27 protein-coding genes and 9 pseudogenes are annotated in these 25582 nt (G+C 56.8%); 12 read left to right on the forward strand and 24 right to left on the reverse strand.

Translation table 11 applies throughout. From position 1 onward, the window contains the following. Nucleotides 1-609: 609 nt before the first annotated feature. Nucleotides 610-810 (reverse strand): hypothetical protein, encoded by a 201-nt coding sequence (locus MLPF_RS03770; RefSeq protein WP_237817249.1) that lies wholly within the window; start codon nt 808-810, stop codon nt 610-612. A 341-nt stretch (nt 811-1151) separates the two neighbouring features. Here MLPF_RS03770 and MLPF_RS03775 point away from each other — a divergent pair, with 341 nt between their 5' ends. The 3 genes and pseudogenes from MLPF_RS03775 to MLPF_RS03785 form a co-directional block, all read left to right on the forward strand. Then, nucleotides 1152-1346 carry a hypothetical protein gene (locus tag MLPF_RS03775; RefSeq protein ID WP_045842601.1) on the forward strand — a complete coding sequence of 65 codons (195 nt, stop codon included), beginning with the start codon at nt 1152-1154 and terminating at the stop codon, nt 1344-1346. Nucleotides 1347-1662: 316 nt separating this feature from the next. Continuing rightward, nucleotides 1663-2709, forward strand: a complete 1047-nt coding sequence (locus MLPF_RS03780; protein ID WP_045842602.1) for a sulfate ABC transporter substrate-binding protein — start codon at nt 1663-1665, stop codon at nt 2707-2709. A gap of 95 nt (nt 2710-2804) precedes the next feature. Beyond that, a pseudogene (locus MLPF_RS03785) lies at nt 2805-3522 on the forward strand (ABC transporter permease subunit); the annotation flags it as partial. Between the two features lie 378 nt (nt 3523-3900). Here MLPF_RS03785 and MLPF_RS03790 read toward each other — a convergent pair. Continuing rightward, nucleotides 3901-4158, reverse strand: a complete 258-nt coding sequence (locus MLPF_RS03790) for a DUF1942 domain-containing protein (protein ID WP_236684884.1) — start codon at nt 4156-4158, stop codon at nt 3901-3903. Between the two features lie 559 nt (nt 4159-4717). On the opposite strand from MLPF_RS03790, the pseudogene MLPF_RS03795 reads away from it, so the two are divergent. From MLPF_RS03795 to MLPF_RS03815, 5 genes and pseudogenes are all read left to right on the forward strand, one after another. After that, nucleotides 4718-4890: pseudogene (locus MLPF_RS03795) on the forward strand (hypothetical protein); the annotation flags it as partial. A gap of 76 nt (nt 4891-4966) precedes the next feature. After that, a complete protein-coding gene (locus MLPF_RS03800) occupies nt 4967-5239 on the forward strand; it encodes a hypothetical protein (protein WP_237817250.1) in 273 nt (90 codons plus the stop codon). Between the two features lie 30 nt (nt 5240-5269). After that, a complete protein-coding gene (locus tag MLPF_RS03805) occupies nt 5270-5497 on the forward strand; it encodes a hypothetical protein (RefSeq protein ID WP_082082308.1) in 228 nt (75 codons plus the stop codon). Between the two features lie 1012 nt (nt 5498-6509). Beyond that, nucleotides 6510-6605, forward strand: a pseudogene (locus tag MLPF_RS03810) (16S rRNA (cytidine(1402)-2'-O)-methyltransferase); the annotation flags it as partial. 132 nt (nt 6606-6737) lie between these two features. Continuing rightward, entirely contained in the window at nt 6738-6968 is a 231-nt protein-coding gene (locus tag MLPF_RS03815; protein ID WP_237817102.1) for a hypothetical protein, read from the forward strand. On the opposite strand, the gene MLPF_RS15540 is transcribed toward MLPF_RS03815, so the two are convergent. The 9 genes and pseudogenes from MLPF_RS15540 to MLPF_RS03855 form a co-directional block, all read right to left on the reverse strand. Beyond that, nucleotides 6965-7087 carry a hypothetical protein gene (locus tag MLPF_RS15540; RefSeq protein WP_282435827.1) on the reverse strand — a complete coding sequence of 41 codons (123 nt, stop codon included), beginning with the start codon at nt 7085-7087 and terminating at the stop codon, nt 6965-6967. The genes MLPF_RS03815 and MLPF_RS15540 overlap by 4 nt on opposite strands. A gap of 1000 nt (nt 7088-8087) precedes the next feature. After that, on the reverse strand, nt 8088-8378 hold the full coding sequence (locus tag MLPF_RS03820) for a hypothetical protein (RefSeq protein WP_045843209.1): 291 nt from the start codon (nt 8376-8378) through the stop codon (nt 8088-8090). A gap of 16 nt (nt 8379-8394) precedes the next feature. After that, nucleotides 8395-9265 (reverse strand): annotated as a pseudogene (locus tag MLPF_RS03825) (HpcH/HpaI aldolase/citrate lyase family protein). 451 nt (nt 9266-9716) lie between these two features. Further along, nucleotides 9717-11405 carry a ribonuclease J gene (locus MLPF_RS03830; RefSeq protein WP_045843210.1) on the reverse strand — a complete coding sequence of 563 codons (1689 nt, stop codon included), beginning with the start codon at nt 11403-11405 and terminating at the stop codon, nt 9717-9719. Between the two features lie 8 nt (nt 11406-11413). Beyond that, nucleotides 11414-12316: a 4-hydroxy-tetrahydrodipicolinate synthase gene (gene dapA / locus MLPF_RS03835; protein ID WP_045843211.1), complete on the reverse strand. Its 903-nt coding sequence runs from the start codon at nt 12314-12316 to the stop codon at nt 11414-11416. A 115-nt stretch (nt 12317-12431) separates the two neighbouring features. Further along, complete coding sequence (thyX, locus tag MLPF_RS03840) at nt 12432-13196, reverse strand: FAD-dependent thymidylate synthase (RefSeq protein WP_045843212.1); 765 nt, start codon at nt 13194-13196, stop codon at nt 12432-12434. Between the two features lie 10 nt (nt 13197-13206). Next, entirely contained in the window at nt 13207-13398 is a 192-nt protein-coding gene (locus tag MLPF_RS03845; RefSeq protein WP_175266419.1) for a hypothetical protein, read from the reverse strand. Continuing rightward, the gene (locus tag MLPF_RS03850) at nt 13395-13868 is read right to left on the reverse strand and encodes an MATE family efflux transporter (protein ID WP_193386745.1); all 474 of its coding nucleotides are present in this window, start codon (nt 13866-13868) and stop codon (nt 13395-13397) included. The genes MLPF_RS03845 and MLPF_RS03850 overlap by 4 nt, the downstream gene beginning before the upstream one ends. Nucleotides 13869-14314: 446 nt before the next feature. Next, nucleotides 14315-14530 carry a hypothetical protein gene (locus tag MLPF_RS03855; RefSeq protein ID WP_050039151.1) on the reverse strand — a complete coding sequence of 72 codons (216 nt, stop codon included), beginning with the start codon at nt 14528-14530 and terminating at the stop codon, nt 14315-14317. A gap of 435 nt (nt 14531-14965) precedes the next feature. Between MLPF_RS03855 and MLPF_RS17035 the strand changes: the two are divergent. Further along, nucleotides 14966-15061, forward strand: a pseudogene (locus MLPF_RS17035) (hypothetical protein); the annotation flags it as partial. 738 nt (nt 15062-15799) lie between these two features. Continuing rightward, entirely contained in the window at nt 15800-15943 is a 144-nt protein-coding gene (locus MLPF_RS15545) for a sensor histidine kinase (protein ID WP_156147126.1), read from the forward strand. Nucleotides 15944-15990: 47 nt separating this feature from the next. Here the strand turns inward: MLPF_RS15545 and MLPF_RS03865 are convergent, their stop codons facing one another. The 9 genes and pseudogenes from MLPF_RS03865 to MLPF_RS03900 all read right to left on the reverse strand — a co-directional run bounded on the left by MLPF_RS03865 (nt 15991) and on the right by MLPF_RS03900 (nt 20980). Beyond that, nucleotides 15991-16260, reverse strand: a complete 270-nt coding sequence (locus MLPF_RS03865; RefSeq protein WP_236685051.1) for a hypothetical protein — start codon at nt 16258-16260, stop codon at nt 15991-15993. A gap of 111 nt (nt 16261-16371) precedes the next feature. Further along, entirely contained in the window at nt 16372-16518 is a 147-nt protein-coding gene (locus MLPF_RS03870) for a hypothetical protein (protein ID WP_237755991.1), read from the reverse strand. A gap of 572 nt (nt 16519-17090) precedes the next feature. Then, nucleotides 17091-17243, reverse strand: coding sequence for a hypothetical protein (locus MLPF_RS03875; protein WP_193386746.1), 153 nt, complete (start codon nt 17241-17243; stop codon nt 17091-17093). 149 nt (nt 17244-17392) lie between these two features. Beyond that, nucleotides 17393-17554, reverse strand: coding sequence for a hypothetical protein (locus MLPF_RS03880; protein WP_162196930.1), 162 nt, complete (start codon nt 17552-17554; stop codon nt 17393-17395). 122 nt (nt 17555-17676) lie between these two features. Beyond that, a pseudogene (locus tag MLPF_RS17040) lies at nt 17677-17790 on the reverse strand (N-6 DNA methylase); the annotation flags it as partial. Between the two features lie 170 nt (nt 17791-17960). Further along, complete coding sequence (locus MLPF_RS03885; RefSeq protein WP_050039155.1) at nt 17961-18155, reverse strand: hypothetical protein; 195 nt, start codon at nt 18153-18155, stop codon at nt 17961-17963. Nucleotides 18156-18313: 158 nt separating this feature from the next. Then, nucleotides 18314-19581 (reverse strand): annotated as a pseudogene (locus tag MLPF_RS17045) (DNA glycosylase AlkZ-like family protein). A 48-nt stretch (nt 19582-19629) separates the two neighbouring features. Beyond that, nucleotides 19630-20127: a dihydrofolate reductase gene (locus tag MLPF_RS03895; protein ID WP_045843214.1), complete on the reverse strand. Its 498-nt coding sequence runs from the start codon at nt 20125-20127 to the stop codon at nt 19630-19632. Nucleotides 20128-20179: 52 nt separating this feature from the next. Continuing rightward, complete coding sequence (locus MLPF_RS03900) at nt 20180-20980, reverse strand: thymidylate synthase (protein WP_045843213.1); 801 nt, start codon at nt 20978-20980, stop codon at nt 20180-20182. 104 nt (nt 20981-21084) lie between these two features. On the opposite strand from MLPF_RS03900, the pseudogene MLPF_RS17050 reads away from it, so the two are divergent. Then, nucleotides 21085-21859, forward strand: a pseudogene (locus MLPF_RS17050) (dienelactone hydrolase family protein). A gap of 344 nt (nt 21860-22203) precedes the next feature. On the opposite strand, the gene MLPF_RS03915 reads toward MLPF_RS17050, so the two are convergent. The 3 genes from MLPF_RS03915 to MLPF_RS03925 form a co-directional block, all read right to left on the reverse strand. Further along, nucleotides 22204-22392: a hypothetical protein gene (locus MLPF_RS03915; RefSeq protein WP_050039156.1), complete on the reverse strand. Its 189-nt coding sequence runs from the start codon at nt 22390-22392 to the stop codon at nt 22204-22206. After that, complete coding sequence (locus tag MLPF_RS03920) at nt 22392-22712, reverse strand: acyl-CoA dehydrogenase family protein (RefSeq protein WP_237755993.1); 321 nt, start codon at nt 22710-22712, stop codon at nt 22392-22394. Before MLPF_RS03920 ends, MLPF_RS03915 begins: the two co-directional genes overlap by 1 nt. A gap of 843 nt (nt 22713-23555) precedes the next feature. After that, on the reverse strand, nt 23556-23732 hold the full coding sequence (locus MLPF_RS03925; RefSeq protein ID WP_156147128.1) for a hypothetical protein: 177 nt from the start codon (nt 23730-23732) through the stop codon (nt 23556-23558). Nucleotides 23733-23932: 200 nt separating this feature from the next. Here MLPF_RS03925 and MLPF_RS03930 point away from each other — a divergent pair, with 200 nt between their 5' ends. After that, complete coding sequence (locus MLPF_RS03930) at nt 23933-24109, forward strand: hypothetical protein (protein WP_156147129.1); 177 nt, start codon at nt 23933-23935, stop codon at nt 24107-24109. Here MLPF_RS03930 and MLPF_RS03935 read toward each other — a convergent pair. Next, nucleotides 24056-24830, reverse strand: a pseudogene (locus tag MLPF_RS03935) (SDR family NAD(P)-dependent oxidoreductase). The gene MLPF_RS03930 and the pseudogene MLPF_RS03935 sit on opposite strands and share 54 nt — an antisense overlap. Nucleotides 24831-25582: the final 752 nt, after the last annotated feature.

Raw genomic sequence — 25582 nt, forward strand, 5'->3', positions numbered from 1 at the left:
GTTCGGGTCACGGGACAATCGCGGCGACTAGGTAACCGACGAAACTGTTGCAAGGCCAGTATTTGGCTCACCAGCCTCACGCTTTGCGACGGTGCTTGATCACCACCGCCCACCGCAACAACGATGATGTTGGTGTGGATCATCCGGTTTGCCGCCTACAGGATAACCGTCGGAATCCAGCGATGTAGCTGTACTCGAACCAGCTTCCGAGTGGACACGCGTTCCGCGCGCAGAGGACCGGCCAGCAGGCGAGCGGCCGCTACCATTAGGTTTATTCCCTACGCCGGCTACCGGAGACATCACCTGCATCGCGTTGCCGATGAACAACCTATTGTCCGAATACCAGAGACTGAGAGGATTAATATGCACATCAAGCAGTTTCATGTCGTTAAAGGACGTTAACGTGCCAACATGGTCAGTGATCTAGGGAATCATGTTAACCAGCGTGGCTCGCAACGTCTCTATGCCCTGAGCCCGTAATCGTTTCCCTTCGGAATGATGTAGGCGATTTATGTAAGTAGTCGTCGCGGTCGATCGTGATCGTAGCGTGCCCTGCGTGAGCACGTCGGCCAGTCCGAACGGGTCGTTGTGCCGGTGAGGCAATCGGAACTACCACACGTCCATCGGGGCGTCGAAGCTACGCGGTGTCAGCGTTATTGCTGAGCGCATAGTCGACGAGCAGCCATCGCAGGCCACCGTCACGTCGGCGCGCATAATCACTCCGGTCACCGCGGTGCTGCACATAAGCCGGAACGCGGGCTCCATCTCGGTGGTGGCAGCCACCATCTCCAAAAAGTTCCACTGTGGCAACCAAGGTGATGTGTTGATGCGTGCCGGACAAGCGGCTCAGGTCCAGGTTGACCGACTCGCTCGGTATCTCCATCTGGACTGGTGTCGATGTTGCGATGCAGAATTTGTGTGAATCATGGCCACAAATCGAGTTCGTCAAGTAGCCGCAAGGTGCTTGCGGGCCACGGCAACCGGATCGCTGGCCAAGAGCAGGCCAAGCATCATGCCCGCAGGTCCGTCGCCGGCAACGAGACACGTCGTTTTGTCGGATGTGGGAGGCACGGGCAGCATTGGGTAATCTTGACACAGTGGTATCACGATGCGGGGACGGCGCATGGGATTAGTGGATTAGTGTGAGCCCGGTGAACGGGTTCCTGAATTGGTGGGACAGCTTCGAGCTATGGCTGTCAGGGATCGCCTTCGTGTTACAGGCGGTTTTGGTGATGCCGGTAGTTCTTGTGCTTGCCTATGGCACCGCATTATTGTTAGATGCGGCTCTCGGCAAGGGCATCCAGTTGATGCGTCGAGCCTACCGCCCTGACCCGGCGCGCGGTTAATCTGAATGCCTCGGTCACATGTGACGTTGGTGTTGGTCGTCCTCGTGATTATGGTGATAGTGGCGTGGGTGCTGACACGCTAAGCAGCATTGTGTTGCTGACCTGCTTAGTGGTGATGAGGCCGCCCGATTCTGTTAGGCTTTGCGCCATGCATGTAGCACCCGGTGTTTTGGAGTGCTGTGTCCTCGTCAACTATCGTTGCAGACGCCAAACCCGTGAGTGGTCTGGTATGGAGTTCGTGAATTCTCTCCAGTTCTAGGTGCCTTCCCGCAACGATGCGATCGAGATGCCTACGTCTCGCACTGGAAGGCTGCTAATGTTTAACTACATTGGGCGAGTATTGCGCTGGCGGAACTTGATGGTTGTCGGGGCCGTGTTTGCCTCGACTATCGATATGGTTGCTGCGTGTCATGGTGGTGCCAGCAACGTCGTTGGCGGCGGGCTGGTGCATGCGCATACAAGTATCGCCCTGGTCGCTTACTCGGCACCGGGACCTGGTTGGGGCAAAGTGATTCCGGCGTTTAATGGCACTCGGCCGGGCGATGGTGTGCAAGTGATAACGTCGTATGGCGCTTCCAGCGAGCAGTCTCGCGGTGTTGTCGATGGCAAGCCAGCTGACATCGTGAACTTCTCGGTTGAAACGGACATAACCAGATTGGTCAAGGTAGGCAAGGTGTCCAAGGACTGGGATACCGACGCCACGAAGGGAATCCCGTTCGGATCCGTGGTGACGTTGGTTGTGCGCACCGGCAATCCCAAGAACATCAAAGATTGGGATGATCTGGTGCACCCCGGTGTGGAGGTGATCATGCCCAATCCGATTAGCTCGGGCTCGGCCAAGTGGAATCTTCTTGCTCCGTACGCCGCCAAAAGCGAAGGTGGCCGCAATAGCCAGGCGGGGATTGATTTTGTGAACCGGTTGGTGGCCGAGCACGTCAAATTGCGGCCAGGATCCGCGCGAGAAGCTACCGATGTCTTTGTCCAGGGTAGCGGCGACGTGCTGATCAGTTATGAGAACGAGGCCATCGCCGCCGAGCGGCAGGGCAAGTCGGTCGAACACATCAATCCGCCGGTTACCTTCAAGATCGAAAATCCGTTGGCGGTGGTGAGCACTAGCGCGCACCTCGAGGTCGCGACCGCGTTCAAGAATTTCCAATACACAACTGCCGCGCAGGGTTTGTGGGCGCAGGCAGGTTTTCGTCCGGTGGATCCGGCGGTCAGTGCTGATTTCAGCGACCAATTCCCGGTGCCGGTGAAACTGTGGACGATCGCCGACCTGGGTGGCTGGAGCACGGCGGATCCGCAGCTATTCGACAAGAACACCGGCAGCATCACCAAGGTCTATATGCAAGCCACCGGATGACGGCTCGTTAATCGATACTTGTTCGTTGCGCCGGTTCGGTACCATTGTGTCGCTTCGGATTGGTGCGGCTATGGTTGTGGCTTTCGATGATCTTGCTGCTGCTGCCCCTGGCTGCCATTGTGTGGCAGGACGCTGGCCGCTGGCGACCCTTCCTGTCTGGTAGTCACATCGCACGCCGCGATGGACCCGCTGCGGGTGATGCTGACCATCTCCGCTGGGGTTGCGGTAATCAACATTGTGTTCGTTCTGTTGATTGCCTAGGTGTTGGTGCGTGACGATGTCGTCGGCAAACGGTTGGTCGATGCGATGATCGATCTGTTGCTTGCGTTGCCTACGATTGTCGCCAGCCTGGCGATGCTGGCTCTTTATCGGAACAACAGTCCGGCGGATCTTCATTTGCAGCACACCGAATGGTGCGTATGAGTGGCGCTGGTGTGCGTTACGTTGTCGTTCGTAGTGCGTGCTGTCGAATCGTGGCTGTTAGAGATCAATCTGGGCGGACGAAGAGTCGATGGCGTCGTTGGGCGCCAGCAGCCCGAAAAATCTTTATCTCGGCGGTTTGTTCTGCCATCGGTTACTTCGGTGTTGTTATCAGTTGCGGGCCTGGTGTTTTTGCGGGCTATCGGCGATTTCGGTTCGGTGGTGCTGATTGGTGGTGCGGTGCCGGGGAAGACTTCAGTGTTATCGCAGTGGATCCAGACCTTGATTGAGAACGGCGACCGCACTGGTGCTACCGCAATCTAGATTGCATTGCTGTTGTTCTTGTGTGTCGTACTCCTCTTACTGCGGGTCGTAAGCGCGCATGCGGACTGACAAGAGGAGATAGACACATGACGGCATCGTCGCGATTTAGCTACCTGCTCCTGTCTGTCACCTTTGCCTAAATTGTTGTGCTGCTGGTTATTCTGGTTGCGCGTTATGTTTCGGTCGCTCACAGTGACGGTGTTCTGATCAAATCAGAGCACGCTGGCACTGGCGTGACCCGGGTGGAAGGTTCCATACGATGCCCTGACGCAAAGGTTCCTGGCAATGTCCCGGGTGCGCAAAACCTCCTCAACTCCACAAGGCGCGGTACGGGGAGAGACGTGCCATGGATTAGGTGTGTGTCGCCGGGCCAGCCAGTCCACCCAGTGCCGGACCTGCGTTCAGCGGTTTGCCCGGCATCGGGGCCCGGTACGTTTGACGTCCAGATCAGAATGTCCTGCAGTCCATCGTCATAGACCACAGTATTCGGCTTGCGCCACAGTACAGGGTGTCCCTCGATTCGCTGTCTTGCGGTATGGGAGCCGGATTAAGGCCATTCGGGACCGAAACGTTATCAACTAGCCTGTATGTCTGGTCGTTAGGCCCACAGGCGCGGAAGTCTTTCACCATGGGGGTGACAACTTCGCTGTCCGACCTGGCTGCGACGTCTTCTTGATAGAGCGTTCCCTTAGAGGGTGTAGCCAGGGATCTTTATGCTGTTGGGCAACAGTTTACCCACTCTGTAAGAGGTAACCATTGGCCCGTTGACCAGGTGTTGACTGGTAACGAATCCCTGGCTTTTGGCGCGGTGTAGGCAGTTGCTGCGGTGAAAATGCTTACCGAAGTTATTCTCCACGGCACCGAAGGTCGGCTTGACAGTGAGCGTTGTGAGCTTCACGGGGGCTCTGTATATTTTCTTCGTGTTGTTCGAGTGACTACGCAATAGCGGACAAATCGCACTCAATCGGTACTTAATTTATTGGCGTAACCAAGCGACAGCAACTTTAAATGTGACTGCACCGAGGAAGATCTCTTATCCTTCCTGTATGACTGCGCAAAAAGTTAATAAAATTTTGCGCCGCAAAATGTTTGAAAAACTTCTTTTATATTGGTATCAGTTGCCACTACTTCAGAAAGTCTGCGTATCCAATTGTCTCGAGTAGCGCTCATCGCCATCGCGAGGGGCTGCCAACTGTGACGTGTTGCGTGGTCGGTATCTATAGGTGCTGCGCTGTAGGAATGGGTGTTTGGGAACGCTGCGCTCGAACGGGTGGTCATGGAAGCCGCTGGGGTCGATGATGACCTCGTGCGGGACATGACCGAGATTTTGACCTTGATGTGTGCTCGCTTTATGGCAAGCGGGTAGATGAGAACCGTGCCAAGTGGTGCATTGGTAGCTGCCGTTATTGTAGGACCGCGAAGCAGTTTTATGGTTAAATTCGAGGTCTCCGAGGGCTGGACGCTGTAGGTGTTTCAGTTCACCTTGGACTGAACCCTCGAGTAAGTTTCCTGTTTGCGATTACAGTTCGGTGGCTACCGTTATATCCGCAACCGGGTGATGCGCACTTTGAAGAAAGATATCATCTGTTACTGCGAGGTCACAGAGGAGGTCGACAAGCCTAACTTTGCTGGATTGCGCGAGTGTTGGAATCAAGTCAAAGACGCTAAGCGTCGATACCGGCATCGGCCAGGTGTGGTGGACCGGGATCAGCAAGAAGGCGTTCGCCGATGGTGTTCGCGCTGCGTTGGACGGTTACTGGAATTGGCAGTAGGCCAGGTTGGGTAAGCGGTCCGGCTGCCGGGTTGGCTTCCTCGCTTGGCGAAGAAGAGCCAAGACCGTGACCGGATTACGTTCACCACCGGCGCGATTCTGGTAGAGACCGACCGGCGACATGTCACCCTGCCTAGGACCGAGCGTGCGCTGGTGCATGATAAAACTCGCCGCCTCCAACGTCTCTTGGCCATAGGGCGAGTACGGATACCGGCGGTTACCGTATACCGCAAGAGAACCCGGTTTATCACTGTGTTCGGCGTGCTGGTGTAACGTCCCCAACAACCCGTTGTCGCTAACTCTGATTGCCGTGTCGAGGTCATCCGAGCGTGTCCTGAACTCGTGCTTTTTGGAAATAGTGTTGAAAGAGCTGTGGCACCTGTCGCGGCGGAAGTCGAACAGCAGCAGGGGTTCTCGCCACCACGCCGAAGCGACACAACAGATTGCCAGGCTGCGGTGCCGGAATGCTGCGGCAAAAAAGAACTGACCGGTGCGACGCTGTGGCCTGTCCGATTCGACACTGGGTGAACACCGCCGCCAGTTAGCCTACAAAACCCGTTAGTAAGGATCATGTCTCACCCTTGCTAAAACCCACTGGTACCTGTAGTCGAAACTTGCCACGTCTGCGGCCACAGGCAGGCGATCGAATGAGCTGAACACTGGAATTCAACCCTTCTCTGACGGCGGATACGGGGACCACCAGTCACTAACGTGACAGCGACGCTGCGGTCACTTTCCGCACTATGAGAAACTTGTTGCGAGTGATAGCGGCGTCGACCCAGATGGGATCGCCGTAAAGAGTGGAGGCAACTGTAAGATCCGGCCTGGCCGTGAAGCGCGGAAGGGAACCGGCCGCTGGGTTGGGGAACAACCCTGAGATGGGGTGTGGGGCGCGTAACTACTAAAGATCATTCCTTGCAACGGTAGCACTGCCAGCATCCACAAGTGTTTTCACGACGAACTGGCTGTCGATTTTCGCGATCGTTTCCCGGGGCTGTACCCGATTGTGTGTCAGGCCGCAGTGCGATCGGCCAGAGTTCGAGCATGTTCACAGCAATCTAACGCGGTGACGCATTTTACCAGTGTGGGTGCGCACTCAGCTGCTGTGCCATCGCGATGCTGATGTCCCGTGCGTAGGTCTGTACTCGATAGAGCAGTAGATCAGGCCCAGAAACCGCGGCGCAATGGGTTACAAGCAGGCATCTTGGTTACGCAACTGGCGAACCGCATAGGCCGGGTAAGCATCCGGTCGGGTGACGAACGTGGTGGTCACTCCCATTCACCGGGTGCCCGCGTTAAGGACGCGTGTGGCCAGGTGGCCGCTGTGCATTCGTCTGTGCGCTCGCGCCAGCTCTACGATGCGGTCCTGAGGGCACGCCAGGTGTGGTTGTGCTGGTTGTTGGTGGTTATTTCTTGCTGGTTTGGTTTTGTGTGGTTGAGGGGTGTGGTGGGTTATGTGGTGGGGATCGGTGGTGTGGGTTGTGTTGGTGGTTTAGGGTTGGTCGCGGCGTAGGTGGGCTGCTTGCAAGGGCCGCCGAGTAGTTGGTGTTGGTCACCGGCCGCGACATCGAAGCTGGCGATGCTGGGGGTGCGTCTGGTGTGGCGGGTGGCCGGGGATCAGTTGCGCTTTTCTGGTGATGTGTTAGCCCGCCACGCGCACAAGTCACCAGATCACGCCGTGGATGGCTTTTATCTTCCTTCCGCGGTCGATCCCCACAAAAAGTCAAGTACTGCCCTAGGCTAGAGCACCGCCGTACGCGTCATCACCGGCTGCGAGGTCATCGACGAACTGTGAAACCAACACGACACCAACACAGCCAACCACTCGTTCACCACACCCCTGACCAACACCATCACCAACACAACACCCCAGTTGGATTTGTCTTAGCGCACAAGAGTGCACACGGAGTTAGCACAGCACGCCCGGCGCCGAACACGCCATTGTTGTCGAGGATCAGCTGCTGCGAAGGCGAGGAACATCGTCGAGCGTGCGCGGCAACACGTAGAGAGCCAGCTGTCGGTTCGCTACGTCGAATTCTCCTAGGAGTGCACAGCCACCGTGCTCCCAGAACGACGCACATCGTTTTTCGATGGTACGGATCGAAAATTACTCGGCTACAATGTAGTTCAAATTTTAGCGCACTGGCAACAAAGTGGAGAAGCAGGAACTGAACGATCGCGTTGCTCATGACGGCCGGGTCGGCGATGGCCGCGTGGATACCAAGATCGTAAGGGTCGAATTAATATTGAGTAAAGATAGAATCCTTTACAGAAAGACTATTTAAGACAGCCATGACCTTTCCCTATCCAGGACGTCAAGGTAAGACAGCGAATAGGTGCCGTCGAATTGTGCTCGCAGGTAACGACCCCAGGGCGACACCGATCAGACGGATTACCATATCTTAACCAAATGAGGTTGGCTCACACACTCGGCAATCATCTCAGCGTCGGCATTTGGGTCGGCCAGCCGAAAAGCGCACAATATGGGCACCTCTCTAGCGTGGGCGGAACGGGTACGTGCCGGACCTCGTCGGTGAGAGCAGTCAGTTACTGTGGGAAAACGCGTCGGCCTCACTAATGTCAGCCAGAGAGCATACCGAACCTGCAAGTCCTTCAAGACCGACATCCATCAATCAACTAGCACCGAGACCCAACCCAGTCACAGCTTGCGTATCGTCGAGCGACGCCTTTAACAGGACCAATGCGCCAACGCCCAGCTTGGATAGCACCCCAACTGTTTAAGACTAACCAGAGCCATCACCAACCCCAACTTAGCGCAGTCAAGACCGGACCCACCACACAGCTGCTCCAACTTATCGACCCACTTCCGTACCACAGCCAAACTGTCGAGGCTGAATCCATATTAGCCGTCTTCCCAAGACGCCGCTCGCAACAGAGCAGGATCGCTGTCACCGTCGGCACGAAGTAGATCGTGAGTATCGCTGTAGTCAGACACGTCAGCGCGAGCGATTCTTGTGCCGAGAACAGCTCGATCCCGACAGCGGCCTTGATGGGTGCGAATATCCACCCGGTATCGGGGCGGAAAATCGATCACATAAAGCACCTGTGTCACGAACGGCAATGGAGTAATGTCGCCGACAACGCTCGCTGCCAGGTACGTCGCCAACACTTCATAGGTGCGCACTGATGCCATGACCCCCGATAGCGGTTCAGTAGTAATACGTGTCCGACGACGCGAGTGAGTGAACCGGTTCGCCGTAACAGTCGGACACTTCGATGCCGTACGCACGAGCCAACTCAAGGATCTTCGTGACCTGGGCAATGCTCAGCAGGTCAGAGTCGTTTCCGACCTCTCCTTGTCACATTCGAAATCAACGAGAAAACCTTCTTACCAAGCAATTTCGTTCTTTTACGGAAATAGTCCCTCATGCACCTCCGCACATTGGTTCGGTGTGAGACAAATTTTTGCCCGTCATACCAAATTCAGTGTAAACAGCCATCGCCTAGATGAGACTTCAACTAGTGGAGCCGATAGTCGACCCACTGATCGCACTGGGCAGGGTAGCCGCCTTGGCGGCGATGGTGAAGCGTGATCACACGTACGCCAGGGGTAGTCGGGTTTTCTCCAACACCGGTGTCACGACGGAAATCGTCAATGCCGAAAACAAACCGAAAAGTGCCATTGGCGGCCGCGATGGCGGTGATGCGCTGCTAGAAACCCCGGTCCGTCAGCAACCAGCGCCACGATCGGCACGTTGGACAGTAGTTTCGCAGTCTCGGTGACATGGTCCACCGATTCGACCATCACCAACATCACTCCACCAACCGGGCTAGCGGCCAACCCGGCTATGTCGTCTACCCACCAAGGGGTGCCGAAGCCGTTGATATGAACCGAGTCGGAGTTTTCGGTGCTAAGCCAACTGCACGACGTAGCCACGAGCCACAAGCTTGTCCTTGGGAACGACCGCATCCTCCGATGTCAAACACGACCGTGTTGGCGCAGTAGCGCGCCGCGGATTGGAACCGGTCGGCATGCACACCGTTGACCAAGAGCTAGCTTTGATCCAGAAGCGTATCGATACCTGAACTAACGTCAGCAAGATCCGCAGAATGGACATCGAACTGCTCATAACATTAAATTGACCTGTCGTCAGAGCTATCCCGTGGGCGCATAGCTCGTTTCTTCACCCTCCCTAAACCGTAGCTGCATCGCGAAACAAATGGTCCGGATACCCCAAAACGGTCCGGATTAGAACCATGACAGCTTCTCTCCCGTCTCCCGGAAATCTTCTCGGCGCGAGGAGATACACACATAATGGCTTGAGCGAAACAGTGCGGGGTCGTGCGAAACATCTTCCTGATAGTCAGCGTCAAAACCTGAGGAGTACACTCGAGCAGATACGCACGCCGTATCCTTAGTGTCGCGCGTTTGAAGTTCGTGTACTACTTGCCGAAGTGTAGTTTATGTGTGCGTCCTGTTGTGGGTGGGTTGCGAGGTGGTGGGTGTCGCGGTGACGACGACCAGATAACCTCAAACCTCGATCACCGTCGGCACAATCATCGGCTGCCGACAGTAGGTTTCACCTACCCATTTGCCAACGGTGCGGCGCACGGCCCGGGCGATCCTGATCGGGTCGGTCACGTTTGCGGTGAGCAACGACTCCAGCTCTGCCTCGACCTTGCGAACCGCAGGCTCAAGTGCTTTGGGGTCTTCGGAAAATCCTCGTGAATACAGTTGCGGCACCGTAACTGGACGCCCAGTGCCGCGCTTCACCACCACCGTGACCGCGACAAAACCCGACAACAAGATAAGCCGTTCACCCAAGGTAATATCGACGACATCGCCGGTAATCAGCCCGTCGACAAACATCTTGCTGACCGGCACCGCTCCGGAGACCGACGCTTTACCAGCAACCAGGTCGACACTGACACCGTTCTCGGCTAACAAGATTGAATCCTCCGGCACCCCGGTGCTGGCAGCCAGCTTGGCGTTAGCGCGAAGCATCCGCCAAGTACCGTGCACCGGCATAACATGGCGCGGACGCACCCCGTTGTACAAGAACAGCAGCTCACCGGCATAGGCGTGACCCGAAACATGCACCTGGGCTTGGGCATTGGTGACAACTGGAACTCCGATCTTGGCGAGCGCGTCGATAACACCGTAGACCGCCTCTTCGTTGCCAGGGATCAGCGATGATGATAACACGACGAGGTCACCCGAGGTCAGCGTGACGCTCTGATGCTCGCCGCGTGACATCCGCGACAACGCCGACATCGGCTCGCCCTGAGTACCAGTGGTAATCAGCACTACCTGTTCTGGTGCCATCATCTCGGCAGCGGCGATGTCAATCAGATGAGAATCGTCTACTCGTAAAAATCCGAGATCCCGCGCTATGCGCATATTGCGGACCATCGACCGTCCGGCGAACGACACCCGCCGGCCCAATGCTACTGCAGTATCTATAATTTGCTGCACCCGGTTCACATTGGAAGCAAAACACGCCACGATGACACGCCCATCGGCACCCTGAATCAGCCGACGCAGTGTCGGACCCACCTCGCTTTCACTAGGACCGACGCCGGGTATCTCGGCATTGGTTGAGTCGCACAGGAAAAGGTCCACACCAGCGTCACCCAGCCGGGATATGCCGGACAAGTCGGTAGGGCGGCCGTCGAGTGGTAATTGATCGAGCTTGATGTCACCGGTGTGCAACACCGTTCCCGCACCCGTGTAGACCGCAATAGTGAGCGCGTCCGGGATGGAATGGTTGACGGCGAAATATTCGCACTCGAACACACCGTGCCGAGAGCTCTGCCCCCCGGTGACTTCGACAAACACCGGTTTGATGCGGTGTTCACGGCATTTCGTAGCGACCAAGGCCAAGGTGAACTTCGAGCCGACGACCGGGATGTCAGGCCGCAACTTGAGCAAGAACGGGACTGCGCCGATGTGATCCTCGTGCGCGTGCGTCAAAACCAGCGCCTCGATATCGTCGAGCCGGTCTTCGATATGGCGCAGGTCCGGCAGGATCAGATCGACACCGGGCTCGTCGTGGCCGGGGAACAGCACGCCGCAGTCGATGATCAGTAGCCGGCTCAGATGCTCGAAAATCGTCATATTGCGGCCGATTTCGCTGATGCCTCCCAACGCGGTGACCCTCAACCCACCTGAGGCCAGAGGACCTGGTGGGGCTAGGTCTACATCACACTTGTTGGCCACCTTTTGGCTCACCGAAGCACCGAGGCTGCACGCATATCAGCAGCCAACTCATCGATCTGCTCTGCTGTTGCCGGCATCTGCGGCAGCCGCGGATCACCGACGTCGATACCCTGAAGCCGCAGACCTGCCTTGGACATCGTCACCCCACCCAAGCGGCCCATCGCGCTGCACAGTGGGCCGATCGCGACGTTGATCTTTCGGGCAGTGGTGATATCCCCGGAACCGAAAGCGGATAACAGCTCTCGAAGCTGTCCTGCGGCTAGATGAGAAATCACACTGATGAAGCCGATGGCACCCATCGCCAACCAAGGCAGGTTCAGTGCGTCGTCACCGGAATAGTAGGCCAGGCCGGTGTCAGCCATGATCCGGCCACCGCTGTACAAATCAGCCTTGGCCTCTTTGACCCCGACGATGTTGGGATGCAACGCCAGCGCGCGAATTGTGTCAGGCTCAATCGGCACGACCGCCCGCCCGGGAATGTCGTAGAGCAGCACTGGCAGCTCGGTCGCATCAGCAACAGCGGTAAAGTGCGCAAACAGCCCGGTCTGCGGCGGCCGCGAGTAATAAGGGGTAACCACCAGAAGTCCGTGCGCGCCCTCACCCGCGCAGGCCTTGACGAGTCGGATACTATGAGCTGTGTCATAGCTACCCGCGCCGGCGATGACTCGAGCTCGGTCACCTACCGCCTCAAGTACTACACGCAACAGTTGGAGTTTCTCGTCATCGGTAGTGGTCGGCGACTCGCCGGTGGTGCCCGAGAGCACCAGACCGTCACACCCCGCGTCGACCAGGCGGTTCGCCAGCCGCGTCGCAGCCGCAGTGTCAAGAGAGCCATCAGCGTCAAACGGTGTCACCATCGCAGTAAGCAGGGTCCCCAAACGTGCGGGGGCATCGAATCCGACAGTGGTCACGGCCACAGGTTACCTGGCGAAGCCAAGCTTTCAGCAACTGAGCAAGGGTGCATGTTTGTCAAGCGACACGCCGTTTGGGTTGTACCTCCGCAGGCGCTAGCAACGGCCCCAGGAATCAGGCTTCGGTGGCTAAAGGACTGGTCGCGACCTCGGTACCATCAGCAAGTGCGGTGATCTCGAAATCGGCGAATACTGCGGGCGCAACGTCGACGAGCCGGCGCAAGCAGAGAATGGCCAGCCGCCGGATTTCGACGTCGGCGTGCTCGCTGGCCCGCACGGCGATGAAGTGTCGCCATGCCCGGTAGTTCCCGGTCACAACGATCCGGGCCTCGGTGGCATTGGGCAGCACCGCGCGGGCGGCTTGGCGGGCTTGCTTGCGCCGCAGTACCGCCCTGCTGCCGTCGAGCTCACTGGCCATGAACTTGGCGTCCAGCTTGGCCAGCAGTTCAGTGTAGGTGGTCTGGCTGGCCTCTGCTGCCGCAAGCAGGATCTGTTGAAGTTCGTCGTCATCTTCCATGTCCGGTGGCACGACGACCCGCGGGCCCTTTTCCGGCACATAGCGCTGCGACAGCTGCGAGTAGGAAAAATGCCGATGTCGGACCAGCTCATGAGTGCACGATCGCGAGATACCGCTAATGTACAATGAAACGCTAGCATGCTCGAGCACCGCAACATGCCCGACGTCAATGATATGTTTGATGTACGCGGCGTTGGTAGCGGTCCGCGGATTGGACTTAGACCAGCTCTGGTAGCAGGCGCGGCCGGCGAACTCAACTAGCGCGGAGCCGCCATCGGCGTCGGTAGTCCACGATACGTCGGGAGGCGCCAGAAACTCAGTCTTGGCAATTAGTTGCACGCGTAGCGGCGCGATCTCGGCCACAACACTCACCTTAGCCAGGGGGGCGATTCACGCCGCAGAGCGCCACGAGGAAAAGCCCAGCAGGCAGGCTGGGGTTTTCCGGGGAGCAGCTCTCTGCGGAACTGCGTAACAGCAGCGCTACGGTAGCCGTAAATCCTGTGCTGAGCTCGATCCATACCCCGGGGCCGTGTACGCCCGCCGAGAAAACCAGCAATAGCGTCATCGGTAATCCGACCACCCAATATCCAATCGTGGATGCTCGTACTCCGTCACGGTGTTCCCGATCCCCCGGAGCAACCCGACAACAACGTTTTGTATGAATTCCACCCTTTGCTGGGCTATGGCAAAGAGCAGGAAAGTTTGGACAGCAACATCATGGCCGAGTCCGCAACAGGATCGAGAAATGGTCACAGCACCCAGGTTGGTGTTGTCCACGTCAGGCACTCCGCGTGTAACCGTGGTGATCGCGCCAAGAACCAACACGACCGCAGCGATCTGGTGGACCCGTTCTCGGTTACCTGGGCCAAGAACACGGCTGATCGGAATTGACGATGTCTGAGACAAACCGATGCTGATTTGGAAGGCAATGGGTGTCAGATAAGTAATCAAATTAAACGTGGCCAGCATGACGGGGCCGAGGACCCTCATCACCACCACGGCGAGGGGTGAACCCAGCTCTGGGCTGCACGTCAACGAGATAGGGATGCCGAGGAGCAGGATCCCCCCCTACAAGCCGTTGCAGTGTGGGCATTCCAGCCATCTATCGCTGGTAGCCAGGGCAAGCTGATCGTCCCGGCGTCGCAAGGTGTAATAAACACCCACCGCGAAAACCTGCACAAGCGTTGTGACCAAACCAATTCCTACCAAACCAATTCCTACCAAACCAAGCTTCGGAAAACGAGTAACTCTGCGAATGAACGCAATGTTCTAGTGCCACGTTGGCTGCGACTACGACGACGCTGACCGCTAGCGATGCCCCGAGGCTACACATGCTGACTGTGAACTGACGCAATACATTGAGCCACACCATCGGTACCAGCCCGGGATCCATCGCGATACAATTAGCCGTGCCAGTGCCAACGCGTCCTAATCCACGCTGAAGAGCGGCAAGAGATAGCCGAGCGCGATGAGCGCTACTCCTAGCAGCACAGCAGCAGCGGTCGCCACCAAGCCAGACCACCGCCGGCGATGGCTGGCACGCTGGTCAGCCCATCATGGCCAAGTCGGTGATGGTCAACGCCACTTGGGAGAATTGAACTCCAGCAGATCGGCACCGCCAACGCGGTGATTTGCCGACCGGCACACACCAGGTTAACAGAGTACGCTGCCAGCTTTACCCGGCGAGCATCGCACATAGTTGATAGCAGTTTTCATCAAGTTGCTCGTGAAATTTACTCGACTACCGTGGTTAACCACAATTTTGGGAAAAACTCTGAGTCCATGGAACTCCGATTCGTTCTTATCCATCCGATAGCCAGCCGTATTCGGGTAGATGCACAAGTCTCCATGGCGTAGTTCTCATGGCAACACAACCTTGCGTCAGGTCAATACGTCGTACTCTAGGCAGCTGGTTCCGCACACACAGCTACAAACCGGACCTGCCAACTGACTGTCGTCACGCTCTTTTGCTGGCCACAGGATCGAATCGGTCAGGAACTCGCTAAATTCCACTACTCCGACAAGATCATGCTCAACCCGCGAACAGTTACGACGCCGTAATCGCTGCTTAGCTTTACGCCCTCGATAGCGAACTACTTTAATTGCCTGCATGAAAACCCGACTCGTTACCCTTAGGGAAGAAGTGCTACTCGCTGCGCATTGCCTCGGCGATGACCCACGACGAGGGCTGGCTCGCCGAGCACATGCTGATCCTCAAGCCCATCTCCGATGGAGATGGAGGTCGCTGCTAACCCTCGTAAGCGCGCATCGACCAGACGGTTAAGCAATTGGTCGGCCAGCTGTACATGCGGCTGGACCTCGCATCCGCTGAGACGAAAATATAATCCTTCCGTCTATACGCGATGCCGCTGTTAAACACGTCAACTGAAGACAATATCCATCTCAACGTGATCAAAGCCAAATCTGCTGTCGGGATCTGCCGCTGGACCGCAGCGAGGTCGCATTGCCGGTGCGGGTTCCCGAACCCAAGGTGGGTAAACTCGGATCGGCCCTCAACCGGATGCTCGATCACATCATGGCCGCACCGGGACACAGCAAGCGAGCAAAACCCAGTTGCACCAGTTCGTCGCCAACGCCAGTGACGAATTAGACAAACCGCTGGGCGCGACTATACCCAACCTAATCAGCACAACGGATGGGCCAGGATGGTCTGGGCCAGGAGGCGGCTGCACATATGATGACATGGGTGGTATCGGAGACCAAGTAGACAACGCGCCTCGTCAAGGACCTACTGACTTCCTGGGCCCGGGGCTTAGTACTCCAGTCGCCCGTTAGAGTGCGAACAGGACGCACACGCGGCAAGACCGGGCCACCGGTGAGAGCTTGCGCCACCCGAAGAGCCAGCGGTTGTTCCCGGTGATGGGGCGTGATTTCACCAAGGTGATGACTAACCTACTTGCCCAACGCACGCATTCATCCTCATCCCGGAGCCAGCACCGTCGCGGTTGACCACCGACCCCAGCCATGGCGTGCTGCAGGTGATCGACAACGATCCTGGCATTTCAGTAGCACTTCAGTCGGCGGTGTTCGAGCGGTTCGCCCGCGGCGACTCCTCACGCTCGCGCAAAGATGAGCAGCATCAGGCTTGAGTCTGACAATCGCATCCGCACAGTAGTCAAGGTACACAAACGAGTTCTTAAACTGCGCCACTGGCTATCGTCCGGTCCTGAACCCGTACCGGTCCGAACAACATGCGAGGGAGCAGTGCGTCACGTAGGATTGCCGGCGGAATCGACTCATTACGTCGCTCGTAACATAGTGCGCCTAAGTGCGCGAACGTCTGCAACGGTTCGGGAGCCAAACGGCGCACATCTCGCACCCGAACCTTGAGGAGTTCCTGCGGTTGAATACTTTGGTGACGTTCCGCGGTACTCGCGGCGTGCTGTCGCCGGGTTCGCGCGGACATCAGGTTGCCGTATCGCTGGCCACAGCATCAACGCATCGAAGCCAGTTAGTCGTAGCATCAAGAATTCGACACTCAAACTAATGCCATGCACGACTTCAGACTCACCATATTTCAGATCAGCGGAATTCTCGGGTGCAGCTTCGCAAACAACACGCACGGCTCCAACAAGACGACCTTGCCGATCCTAATGGCCATGGCGGGGACGATCTGCGGTTGCACACCGTCGTCAAACTCCGAAAAGCTGAAATGGACAACCACATAGTAGATAGTAGAACCCGCCCATGTTAAGAAACACCGTCGACCGACTTGCCGGGTCAGACAGCGGCACCTACTAAGAGACCGACTCGACAATGGCGAGCATTAAGGCCTCAGCAACCGCAATAACGCTTTGGTTGCCAGCAATTTTGTCATCGAGAACGCCGAGCAGCTCCGAAACCCTTTTTCGTTGCAACGTTGCGATCGCACTAAACCAACAAGTCGCGCAGAATCAGCTAGTTGAGCAGCGACTGGCCGGATCCGTCTCAGGGTTCATGCCAGTCTGCGACACATAGTACCAGTATCGTTCTTCTATGCTACCTTCTGCCCGGCAAAATCAGGGCGTTATCAGTTAACCCAGACATCGGATTCACGGTAGTGCGAGCTACTTCAGTATGACCCAACACGACCCACGACTACGAGAGGGACACAGGCATTGCACCGCGCAACGCAGCTTATCACCCCATTGACGCCATAAACCGGATAACGATCACCCGATTTCCGCGCCAGCGAAAAATACCCGTTGTTGAAGTCGCGGTAATCACCCAACCTGATCTTCATCACAGGCGCTCTACCTACTCACGCGCCACCCATTCTAATCGCACTGATTCGTCAAGCGCCACCATCCGATCCCCTGCCAACCGTGCGACTGTCTCGACGACTGACGCCCCGTCATCGTAATTCACTAAGTTCCCACATACCGTAACGTCGTGATCGTGAGCATACACCTTGAGTCTCTAATGTGATCCAGCAACACGGATCTACAGAATCACAGAACATCCTAGTAGGTAGGCCTTTCGCGGACGCTGACTTCGGCCTGCACCACACGTAGCACGTGTCGTCAATACGGGCAACCTCGTCTTCTGTCAATCCATGTTCAGCGAGATTCACCAGATAGCCGAGCCAGCATGCGTCGATAAACAGCACCTACCTGGATCGATCCATTCCATACGTTCCATAGGTTTTTGTCCATCGTGAGGAACCACAGGAAAACCGCAATCCCGGCGCTGGGAAACAGTCGTGCAGGCATGCTGGTCATTGATAAACAAGCTCCCCTCTAACCACACGCCACCGTTATCGGCGAGGTTCATCTGTGACATCCGCCAAGTCTGCTCGACGCGCTCCCACCCGTAGATCAAAACATCCGTCGAATTGCTACCGTCATAACAGATGAACCTTTCGGTCTGGACTAAACATTCCGCCCGAGCCACAGCACGAATCACACACCCAACCTCTGGACGGTTCGAGAATCTCAGCAATTATCTTAACAACACTGGGTAGGGTGAAGAATTCGCTGCTAAGCCGTTCTTCTACGTGAACTAAATTGCCTAGAAAGTTACTTGTACACCTCCCCTATCAGGTCCCGCGCGATGTCTGCCATGCAGGCTGAACCGTCCACTGCCAAGCAACTCGACTAGCTCACCCAGCCGACGCTGGTCAAAAGGTCATATATATGACAAAGTACCGACCAGCTCCGGGTTAGCCGCTATTATAGTGTCCATTGCCTCATCGATGAGCTGGCTGATGTTGTTGTCTTTTGTATTGTACGCCAACAATTTCCAGTGCTCGGATAGCAGCACAGCAAACACGCCGTCAGCTCGTTCGTTATCAACATAAGAGATGTATTGGAACAATACCAAAACGGAGCTTACACCCTATTTATTAGTTTTATTAGTTGGCAGGTAGTGACCCGCGTAGCTTGTCCACAGCCTTCAAAAGCGCGTCATTGATCTCCTTTACCGTCGACAGTACCTCCAGCGCGTGTTTCTTGCCCGGAGCCATCCAGCGAGTTCCTTATCTATGTTGCTTTACAGCTTAGTTGCATCCAATCGCGCGTAACTCGCCGGCCAAATCGCTCCGTCGGGACACAGTGACCCCATCCCGGCCAGGACGCCATCGACTCCAGCTCGCTGGCTAGCGACGTGTTAACCCAACTCCCCAGTAACTTGGTCGACATGCTGGTCCTCACCGAACACATCCACGACACGTAGCGTATTTCAGGCTGAGTCAGCCACGAGAGTCAACACACGCGGCCAAACGGTCGTTTAAGCAGCAGCAACCACAAATATTATAGCCGTACTGGCGTTTGACCGCTGCCGTGTAGATCTCAATGCGGTAGCGAAATCAAACAGCCGCTCCACCCGCTGTCGAAAGAAGATCAACGGATCGAAAGGACACGGCAGCACGGTGCCGCGGTCAACGCATGGCACCGTGCTGCCGTGTCGCAGATATGCCTACGCCGACCCCCTGGACAGTGACCGGTTCAATTTCATCAATCTCACTGACCGCCACTAGCTAAGCTGTAGCGAGTTTAACCTACTGAACCGACCACCGTAGGTAGTCGCTGCTGTCGGCTTCAGTACCCACACCCAGTGCGGTGGCGGCCCGCAGCGTCAACTCACGAACAGCCACGTCGTCAACCTCCCGAACCCACGCACTGGCCAGCAGCACCCGTTCCGCCAAATCGTAGTGACGGGCTAAGCCCACTCAAGTAACTGTGAGTAGCACCCCGGAAGCAAACAGGGCTCGACAACCCACTTGGTGTCGCTCCACTTGGTGCCGCTGCGATTCCACCAAGAACCCGTTGCTGAGCGTGATGCGGCGGCCAAATACGCCTCGATCGACCTCCACGGTACTGGACCAAAGCGCACCGACAGCGGCCACAATGTCATCAGCCAACTGCGCGGGTTGGCCTTGACGACATGACTGCCCCAGCAGCCATGCTGGTACTGACACATACTCCAGCGCAACAACGCCCAATCATCGACAGCCCTCAGTGTCGCCTCGCGTGCCCAGTACTCCACCGGCAACCTCGCCAAGCGAGTATGCCGAGCACCATACGGCGCGATCCAAAAACGTCGCGGTTGTACGACCCGAGTCAGCGAAAAACAGGCGAATAGTGTGCACACACCGACACCGAGTCCAACTGCAACACTTGGATCCACCAGATCAGTCGCTTCAAATGCGTATAGTGATTGGGTCAGCAGGTTTGAGCTCGGCGAAGCCTTGTGCCGCGACCGCTACTCGACAGACTTGCACGGTATAAAGGCGCTCATGCACACGCATCACGGCGATGCAGTGGGGATACCATCTGCTTGCCGTGGGACGCGGCGCTCATGAACGACGATAGCTGTGCAACCGGTACCGCAGTCCGGAGCAGCTCACCAGCCACTCCCCCGTCACACCCACCCATGTGTCGTCGAGCACCGGGGCCAGCACGTCATCGTCCTCATGAGGCAGGTCGGTGTCCACCTCGGTGACCCCGCAACGGGTCGCCAATGGCAACGCAAGCCGGTAGATCTGCCCACCGCCAATCACCCACATCTCGGGTTCAGTCTCGAAATTGGAAATAGTCTCTTCGAGAGAACCGAACACCTCCGCTCCCTCAGCCATGAAGTCAATTTGTCGGCTCAGCACGACATTTCGGCGTCCTGACAGCGGGCGAACCCCAGCCGGCAACGAATCCCAGGTCCGTCGGCCCATCACCACCGGGTGACCCATCGTCAGCTGTTTGAAGCGAGTCAGATCCTCAGGAACTCGCCAGGGTATGCCGCCACCGCGCCCAATCACACCCGTCGTCGACTGAGCCCAGACCAGGCTCACCATCGTCATACGCGCCACTTCTCGAGCCCAGCCATACTGGCATCATCGTCGTTGACGCGCGTCATACCGCGACTGGGGCTTTGATCGCCGGGTGCGGATCATAATTCGTAACGACGACGTCCTCGTAGACGTAGTCGAAGATCGAATCACGCTGCGCTAGAAAGAGCTCCGGATAAGCTCGGGGTTCGCGGCTGAGCTGCAGCCGTACCTGCTCGACGTGGTTGTCGTAGATGTGGCAATCGCCGCCCGTCCAGACGAACTCACCAACCAAGAGACCGGCCTGAGCGGCCATCATGTGGGTCAACAGCGCGTAACTGGCGATGTTGAAAGGCACACCAAGGAACAGATCGGCGCTGCGCTGGTACAACTGGCAACTCAGCCGGCCTTGGGCGACGTAGAATTGGAAGAACGCGTGGCATGGGGGCAGCGCCATCTGCGGGATTTCACCGACATTCCAGGCCGACACGATGATACGCCGAGAATCCGGGTCGGTGCGCAGCAAATCCAGCGCAGTGCTGATCTGGTCGATGTGATCACCGGAGGAGGTCGGCCAAGATCGCCACTGCACACCATAAATCGGCCCGAGATCACCTGTGCTGCTAGCCCACTTGTCCCAGATATTGACTCCACGCTCGCGCAACCAGGTGACATTGGAGTCGCCGCGCAAGAACCACAGCAACTCGTAGACCACCGACTTGAAGTGCACCTTTTTCGTCGTAACTAGCGGGAACCCAACCGACAAGTCGTAACGCAACTGCTGACCGAACAGACTGCGGGTCCCGGTGCCGGTGCGGTCGGCTTTGGCTACGCCGCAGTCAAGCACGAGACGCAGCAAGTCCTCGTATGGCGTCGCTATCAGCACACAGCCAGCTTAGCGGCGATCGCAAGCACGGCGGAAAAGCCAGTCGCGGCGGATCGACGCCAAGAAGCCAATGAATTTACGTCGCGCCAAGAAGAGTAGAGAGCATGCCGAACCGTACTGACAGTCTCACCACGTCCGACAGCCGTTGCCCCGTCCAGTTGTTCCCCCCGAAGGAGACGGACCCTGGCCTAGTGTGGTAATCTAATAGCCAAGTACGCACAACACATTTTACTAGATAACGACGAAGCTGGTCGGGTTCGGCTACGCAATGCTGCTGTTGCCCAACGTGTACCACTACTACCATGCGCCATGGCGACGGGGCTCCGATCAAAATTGCAGCAGCATTCAGCGACACGAAAGAACGCAAACGGGTGATGGCCATGGTGGAAAATGTCACATTGGACATGATGGCCAGCAACGCCGGGGCCTTCTTCGACTATTTGGCCGGTCGCCCCAAGGTAGCCGAGGGATAGTTCGGCGTATGCGGCTATATACATGATACATGGGGGTGGACGAATTTCAGTGTTAGTGGCGGAGCAGCAACCAGACCGCGTTGCCGCCGCGTTCTTCTACAGTGACGGCCTGGTGGCCAACACCACAGACAACCCACACCTGCTGGCCAACCGGATGAAGGCCACGGCCTACGTGGACGGTACCGAGAATGATACACATTTCACCCGAACCACGCCGCACAGCTCTACAAAGCGCTGACGGGCGACCAGCGTTGCCTGCACCGTCGCATGATATTCGGCTGTCCGCGGGTTCGCAGTAGCAGACCACCTACCGTATGACGCCGCCGCACGGCACTGGACAGCAATGGCCAACCTGTTCAGCTCGGTGCACCGCGTTAAAGCTAGCGGCGCGGCTGAAGCATCGTAAGTATACGGTAACCGATCAGCGCTAAATAGACCACGAAACCGGAAGGTCCACCAATTCGGCCAGTCGAGCCCCACAACGGTAGACGATGCCAAAGGCTAACTGGCCGCTCTTGGCCCGATTCAGGGTGGGTGCCCCATTAGTATTTTATTTAGTATTTTATTTATACTCCCAACGTCATTCCGGTGCTGCCGTGCGACTGTACGCGCTCCTCCGCGACATGAACATCGGTGGCGTAGCGGGCAGCAGCCATAGCCCATACCGACCGCAAACCCTAGATCCGCGGGCCGGTCTCTTGACCGCCTGATATAAACCAATCGTGCGGCCGAACGCTTAAGCTGTCTACCTTAGGTCAACACGGTGTCACACACCACCGCGTGACCCCAGGGGGGCTCGGAGTGTAGCAACGCCACTCCGATCTCTAGCGCTGCCGACACGACCGCATCCCCCTTGCCTAACCACGACAATGTCGCCGCCGAGAACCAAACGTCGGGAAAAAGCCTGATCATAAACAGGGCCAGCACCGGACGGCACATCAGCTTTCACTGGCACCCACGACACTACGGACGGATCCAGTCAGACCATCGGAGCCAATACTCACCTCGGCGACCGAATCGCCTGGCGGGGTGTACTGCGGCACCATCAGCGCCGCCGTGACCGTATCCTGTGCCAACGCCGACACGGTCTCGGTTTCACCAGAACGCAATAACACAACGGTGGCGGGCACAGCGCTGGACAATAACGGGACCGGCGCGACGGCCCGAACGATCTCCTCCATCACGATCGCGACCGCACGAGCACTCGGACCACCGCCACCCAATGACTCAGGCACCAACATCCCGGCTATCCAGCTCAACGGCTGCTCTTTGCCAGACTTCTGACAAGAACTGCAGAACCGAGGAATCCGAGTCATAGGTGCGAATAATCGATTCCCGTAGACACGTTTCGACGAGCAAAGCGAAGCACGCTGTCGCGCAGTGATTCCTAGGTGTCCGAGTACAGCGGGTCGCCCATGCTCATCGATCTAGATCCTTCGATGTGACTTCTTTGTCGACGCGATATTCGCCAGGCAATCCGAATCCACTCGGCGAGTTCATTGTGCAAGATTTCCGAAGTGCCATCCTAAATCGAGCTGCCGCGCGCGTAAGTAGCGGTAACCGGGCTCACACCCGATCAGGTCGATAACTTCTGGTCTGCACATGATCCAATCGTCTTGATGAAAAAGGATTCGGAGTGCAGATCGAGGTCAAAACCCGAGATACCCTACGCCAGAAGAGCAAAGTACAACTTTCAAGCAGAAAACCTCAGGACCGAACTGACCCTCTTGAATACTTTTGTCCCCCTAAAACAACCGTTAACCTATCCGACGAAGAACCTCTGCTTCGACCCGCAGGAGCATTAGCTCGTTGCGTATCACCGGGTTACGCTGGTCCCCAGCCGGTCTCGTCAAGTTGCGGTGACCTTACCGATATGACCACCTTACCGAGGTACGCCAGAGCAAGAGCCGATCGCGACGCGCTCGTTGTTGAGCACGGTTAATCGCAACACGCTAGCCTCCTGGCCGAGCCGATTCGCACCAGGCATCCGAACGTCGTTGGGGGAATACTTCGTTGAACTCCGCCTCACCAGTGATCTGGGGTAGCGCACGAATTCCGACTCTCGGTTGAGTAACGTCGCACAGAAAATAAGTCAGGACATCTTATCTAAGCACCGTCGAACCGATGCAAGCAACCAGGATGGCCATTTTCACGTGCTGCGCCATCAACGTCCATACCTTTTGCCCATTGACGATCCAGTCATCGGGGTGATAGCCGTCTCGCACCGTGCGGGTAGCCTCCTCCACCAAATCCGATCCCGAATCCGGATCATTGAACATTTAGCAATAGATGGAATAACCAACGAATAACGGAAGCAGAAACTTTTGCTTCTACTCCTCGATCTCGGACGGCGCGATGGTCGAAGCCGCCATACCAATCCTGATACCGTTCTTTCCGCCGCCCGCCGGGAGCGCTCCCGTGAACGACCAACTGGACACCAACCTGCTCCTGAGCGGCCTGCGGCAGACCCAGCCTGCCGTTGCTTGGTAGTAAACAGATCGAACCACGCACCAAGGAAATCGCGCAGTTCGCTGATGACAGGGCTGTGCCCGTCGAAGAACAACCTCCCCCACGCATCCAGGCCGACGGCAATACTCATTACTCATTGCTTGGCTTGCGGCTGAGCGCGGAATCCTTGTGCATGGCCGAGCAATAGACCACCGCCTATGACTATCGTCTCGCCGATGATCTAACTCACCGTATCTAGAAAATGAGAAAGACAACCGCACCCGCCACACCAAATTCTTCCGAGCGTGATGATCACCGCAAGCGAATTTCCTTGGTCTTTCCAAATGGCCTCAGTCAGCCTGCTACGAACGAAACCTGGGCAGACCAAAGTGACCCCAATAGCTGGAGCGAGCGTTCCAACGCCAATTGTTTGGTGACACGGATCACCGCCTCCTTGGTTGCGTCGCCCATACCCATGGCCGGTTGATGGGTGCAGCCGCCAACAGAGCCGGTAGTGACCACCACGCCGCCATGCTTACCCATCCATGCCGCGACGACGAGCGAGGGCCACAGCAGCGGAGCTCACAAGTTGACATCGAAAATCTTAGCGAAGCAAGCATGGTCCTGTTCGACTAGCGGAGCATACGCAGGATTGACTCCAAGCGTTGTTGGCCAAGATATCCACACCGCCGAACCGTCAAAGTACTCCAGCACGCACTCGACGCAATGTCGGGCAGCATCTCCTCGTCGACTGCGTAAGCGCCAACGCCTCATCACCGACTTGTGATGCGGCCGCCTCCGCTGCCTCTTACTTGCGGACGGCGAACACCACATTGGCCGCCGGCGATCGCGAGCTATTGTGGACGATCACCAGCCCGATGCTGCGGGGACGCGCTGGCGATTATGACGGTACGACCGGTCAGATCCAGTCAGGTCATTTTGATATACCCTCTGTTACGTTAATACCCAGAATCCCGTCAGCGAAGGGCACCGGTTGCACCCTGGTCTCTCATACCACGCTTTCTAGCTGCCCACATTGTGGCATGCAACCATAATGTTTAGTCAGATTAACTCTGATGAAACAACCGACAGGAACCGGGGGTTGTTACTGCGGCGATGGCCATAGCACCCACGGCCTCCGTCGAGACTTTTGCGACTGGCCCAGCGACCACCAAACACCAAGACCATCTCATTTTGTCCCCACGGACAACCCGGGCGGAGGTGACTGCGGACAACAACAGCAACTGCGGCTCTGAAAGGCGAAACGTAGGCGCCGGCGGCGGAGACCGGAGCCCACATAGGGAACAGCCGCCGGGGCGGCCAATTCTCCAGGCTGAGTAGTCAGGAATGCACTTCCGTGCTCCTCGTTTGTGAAACATGTCAACCAGTAACGATGCTTAGTTCGTGTGTATTGCCAACTTTGTTAGAATATTTGCTGCTCATCCCCAGTGTCTCCAAAAAAGCTAACAACTCGTTGCTACATAAACACAATAGACAAACGCCGATGAAAATTTTTTACGTGTTTCTTAACACGTATTCCCGGAAGATTTAACACGGTCTTACCGGGCATGCTATCCAATTTCAAGCAACCACACAAGAATGAATCACTCGCCGTGCGGTTCTGTAGGTATAGGTGCAATAGCAGGCCTCGACGCGCAATGCTAAGCGCACCAACTCCGCT

It is taken from the genome of Mycobacterium lepromatosis (assembly GCF_000975265.2).
In the GTDB taxonomy this organism is placed as follows: domain Bacteria; phylum Actinomycetota; class Actinomycetes; order Mycobacteriales; family Mycobacteriaceae; genus Mycobacterium; species Mycobacterium lepromatosis.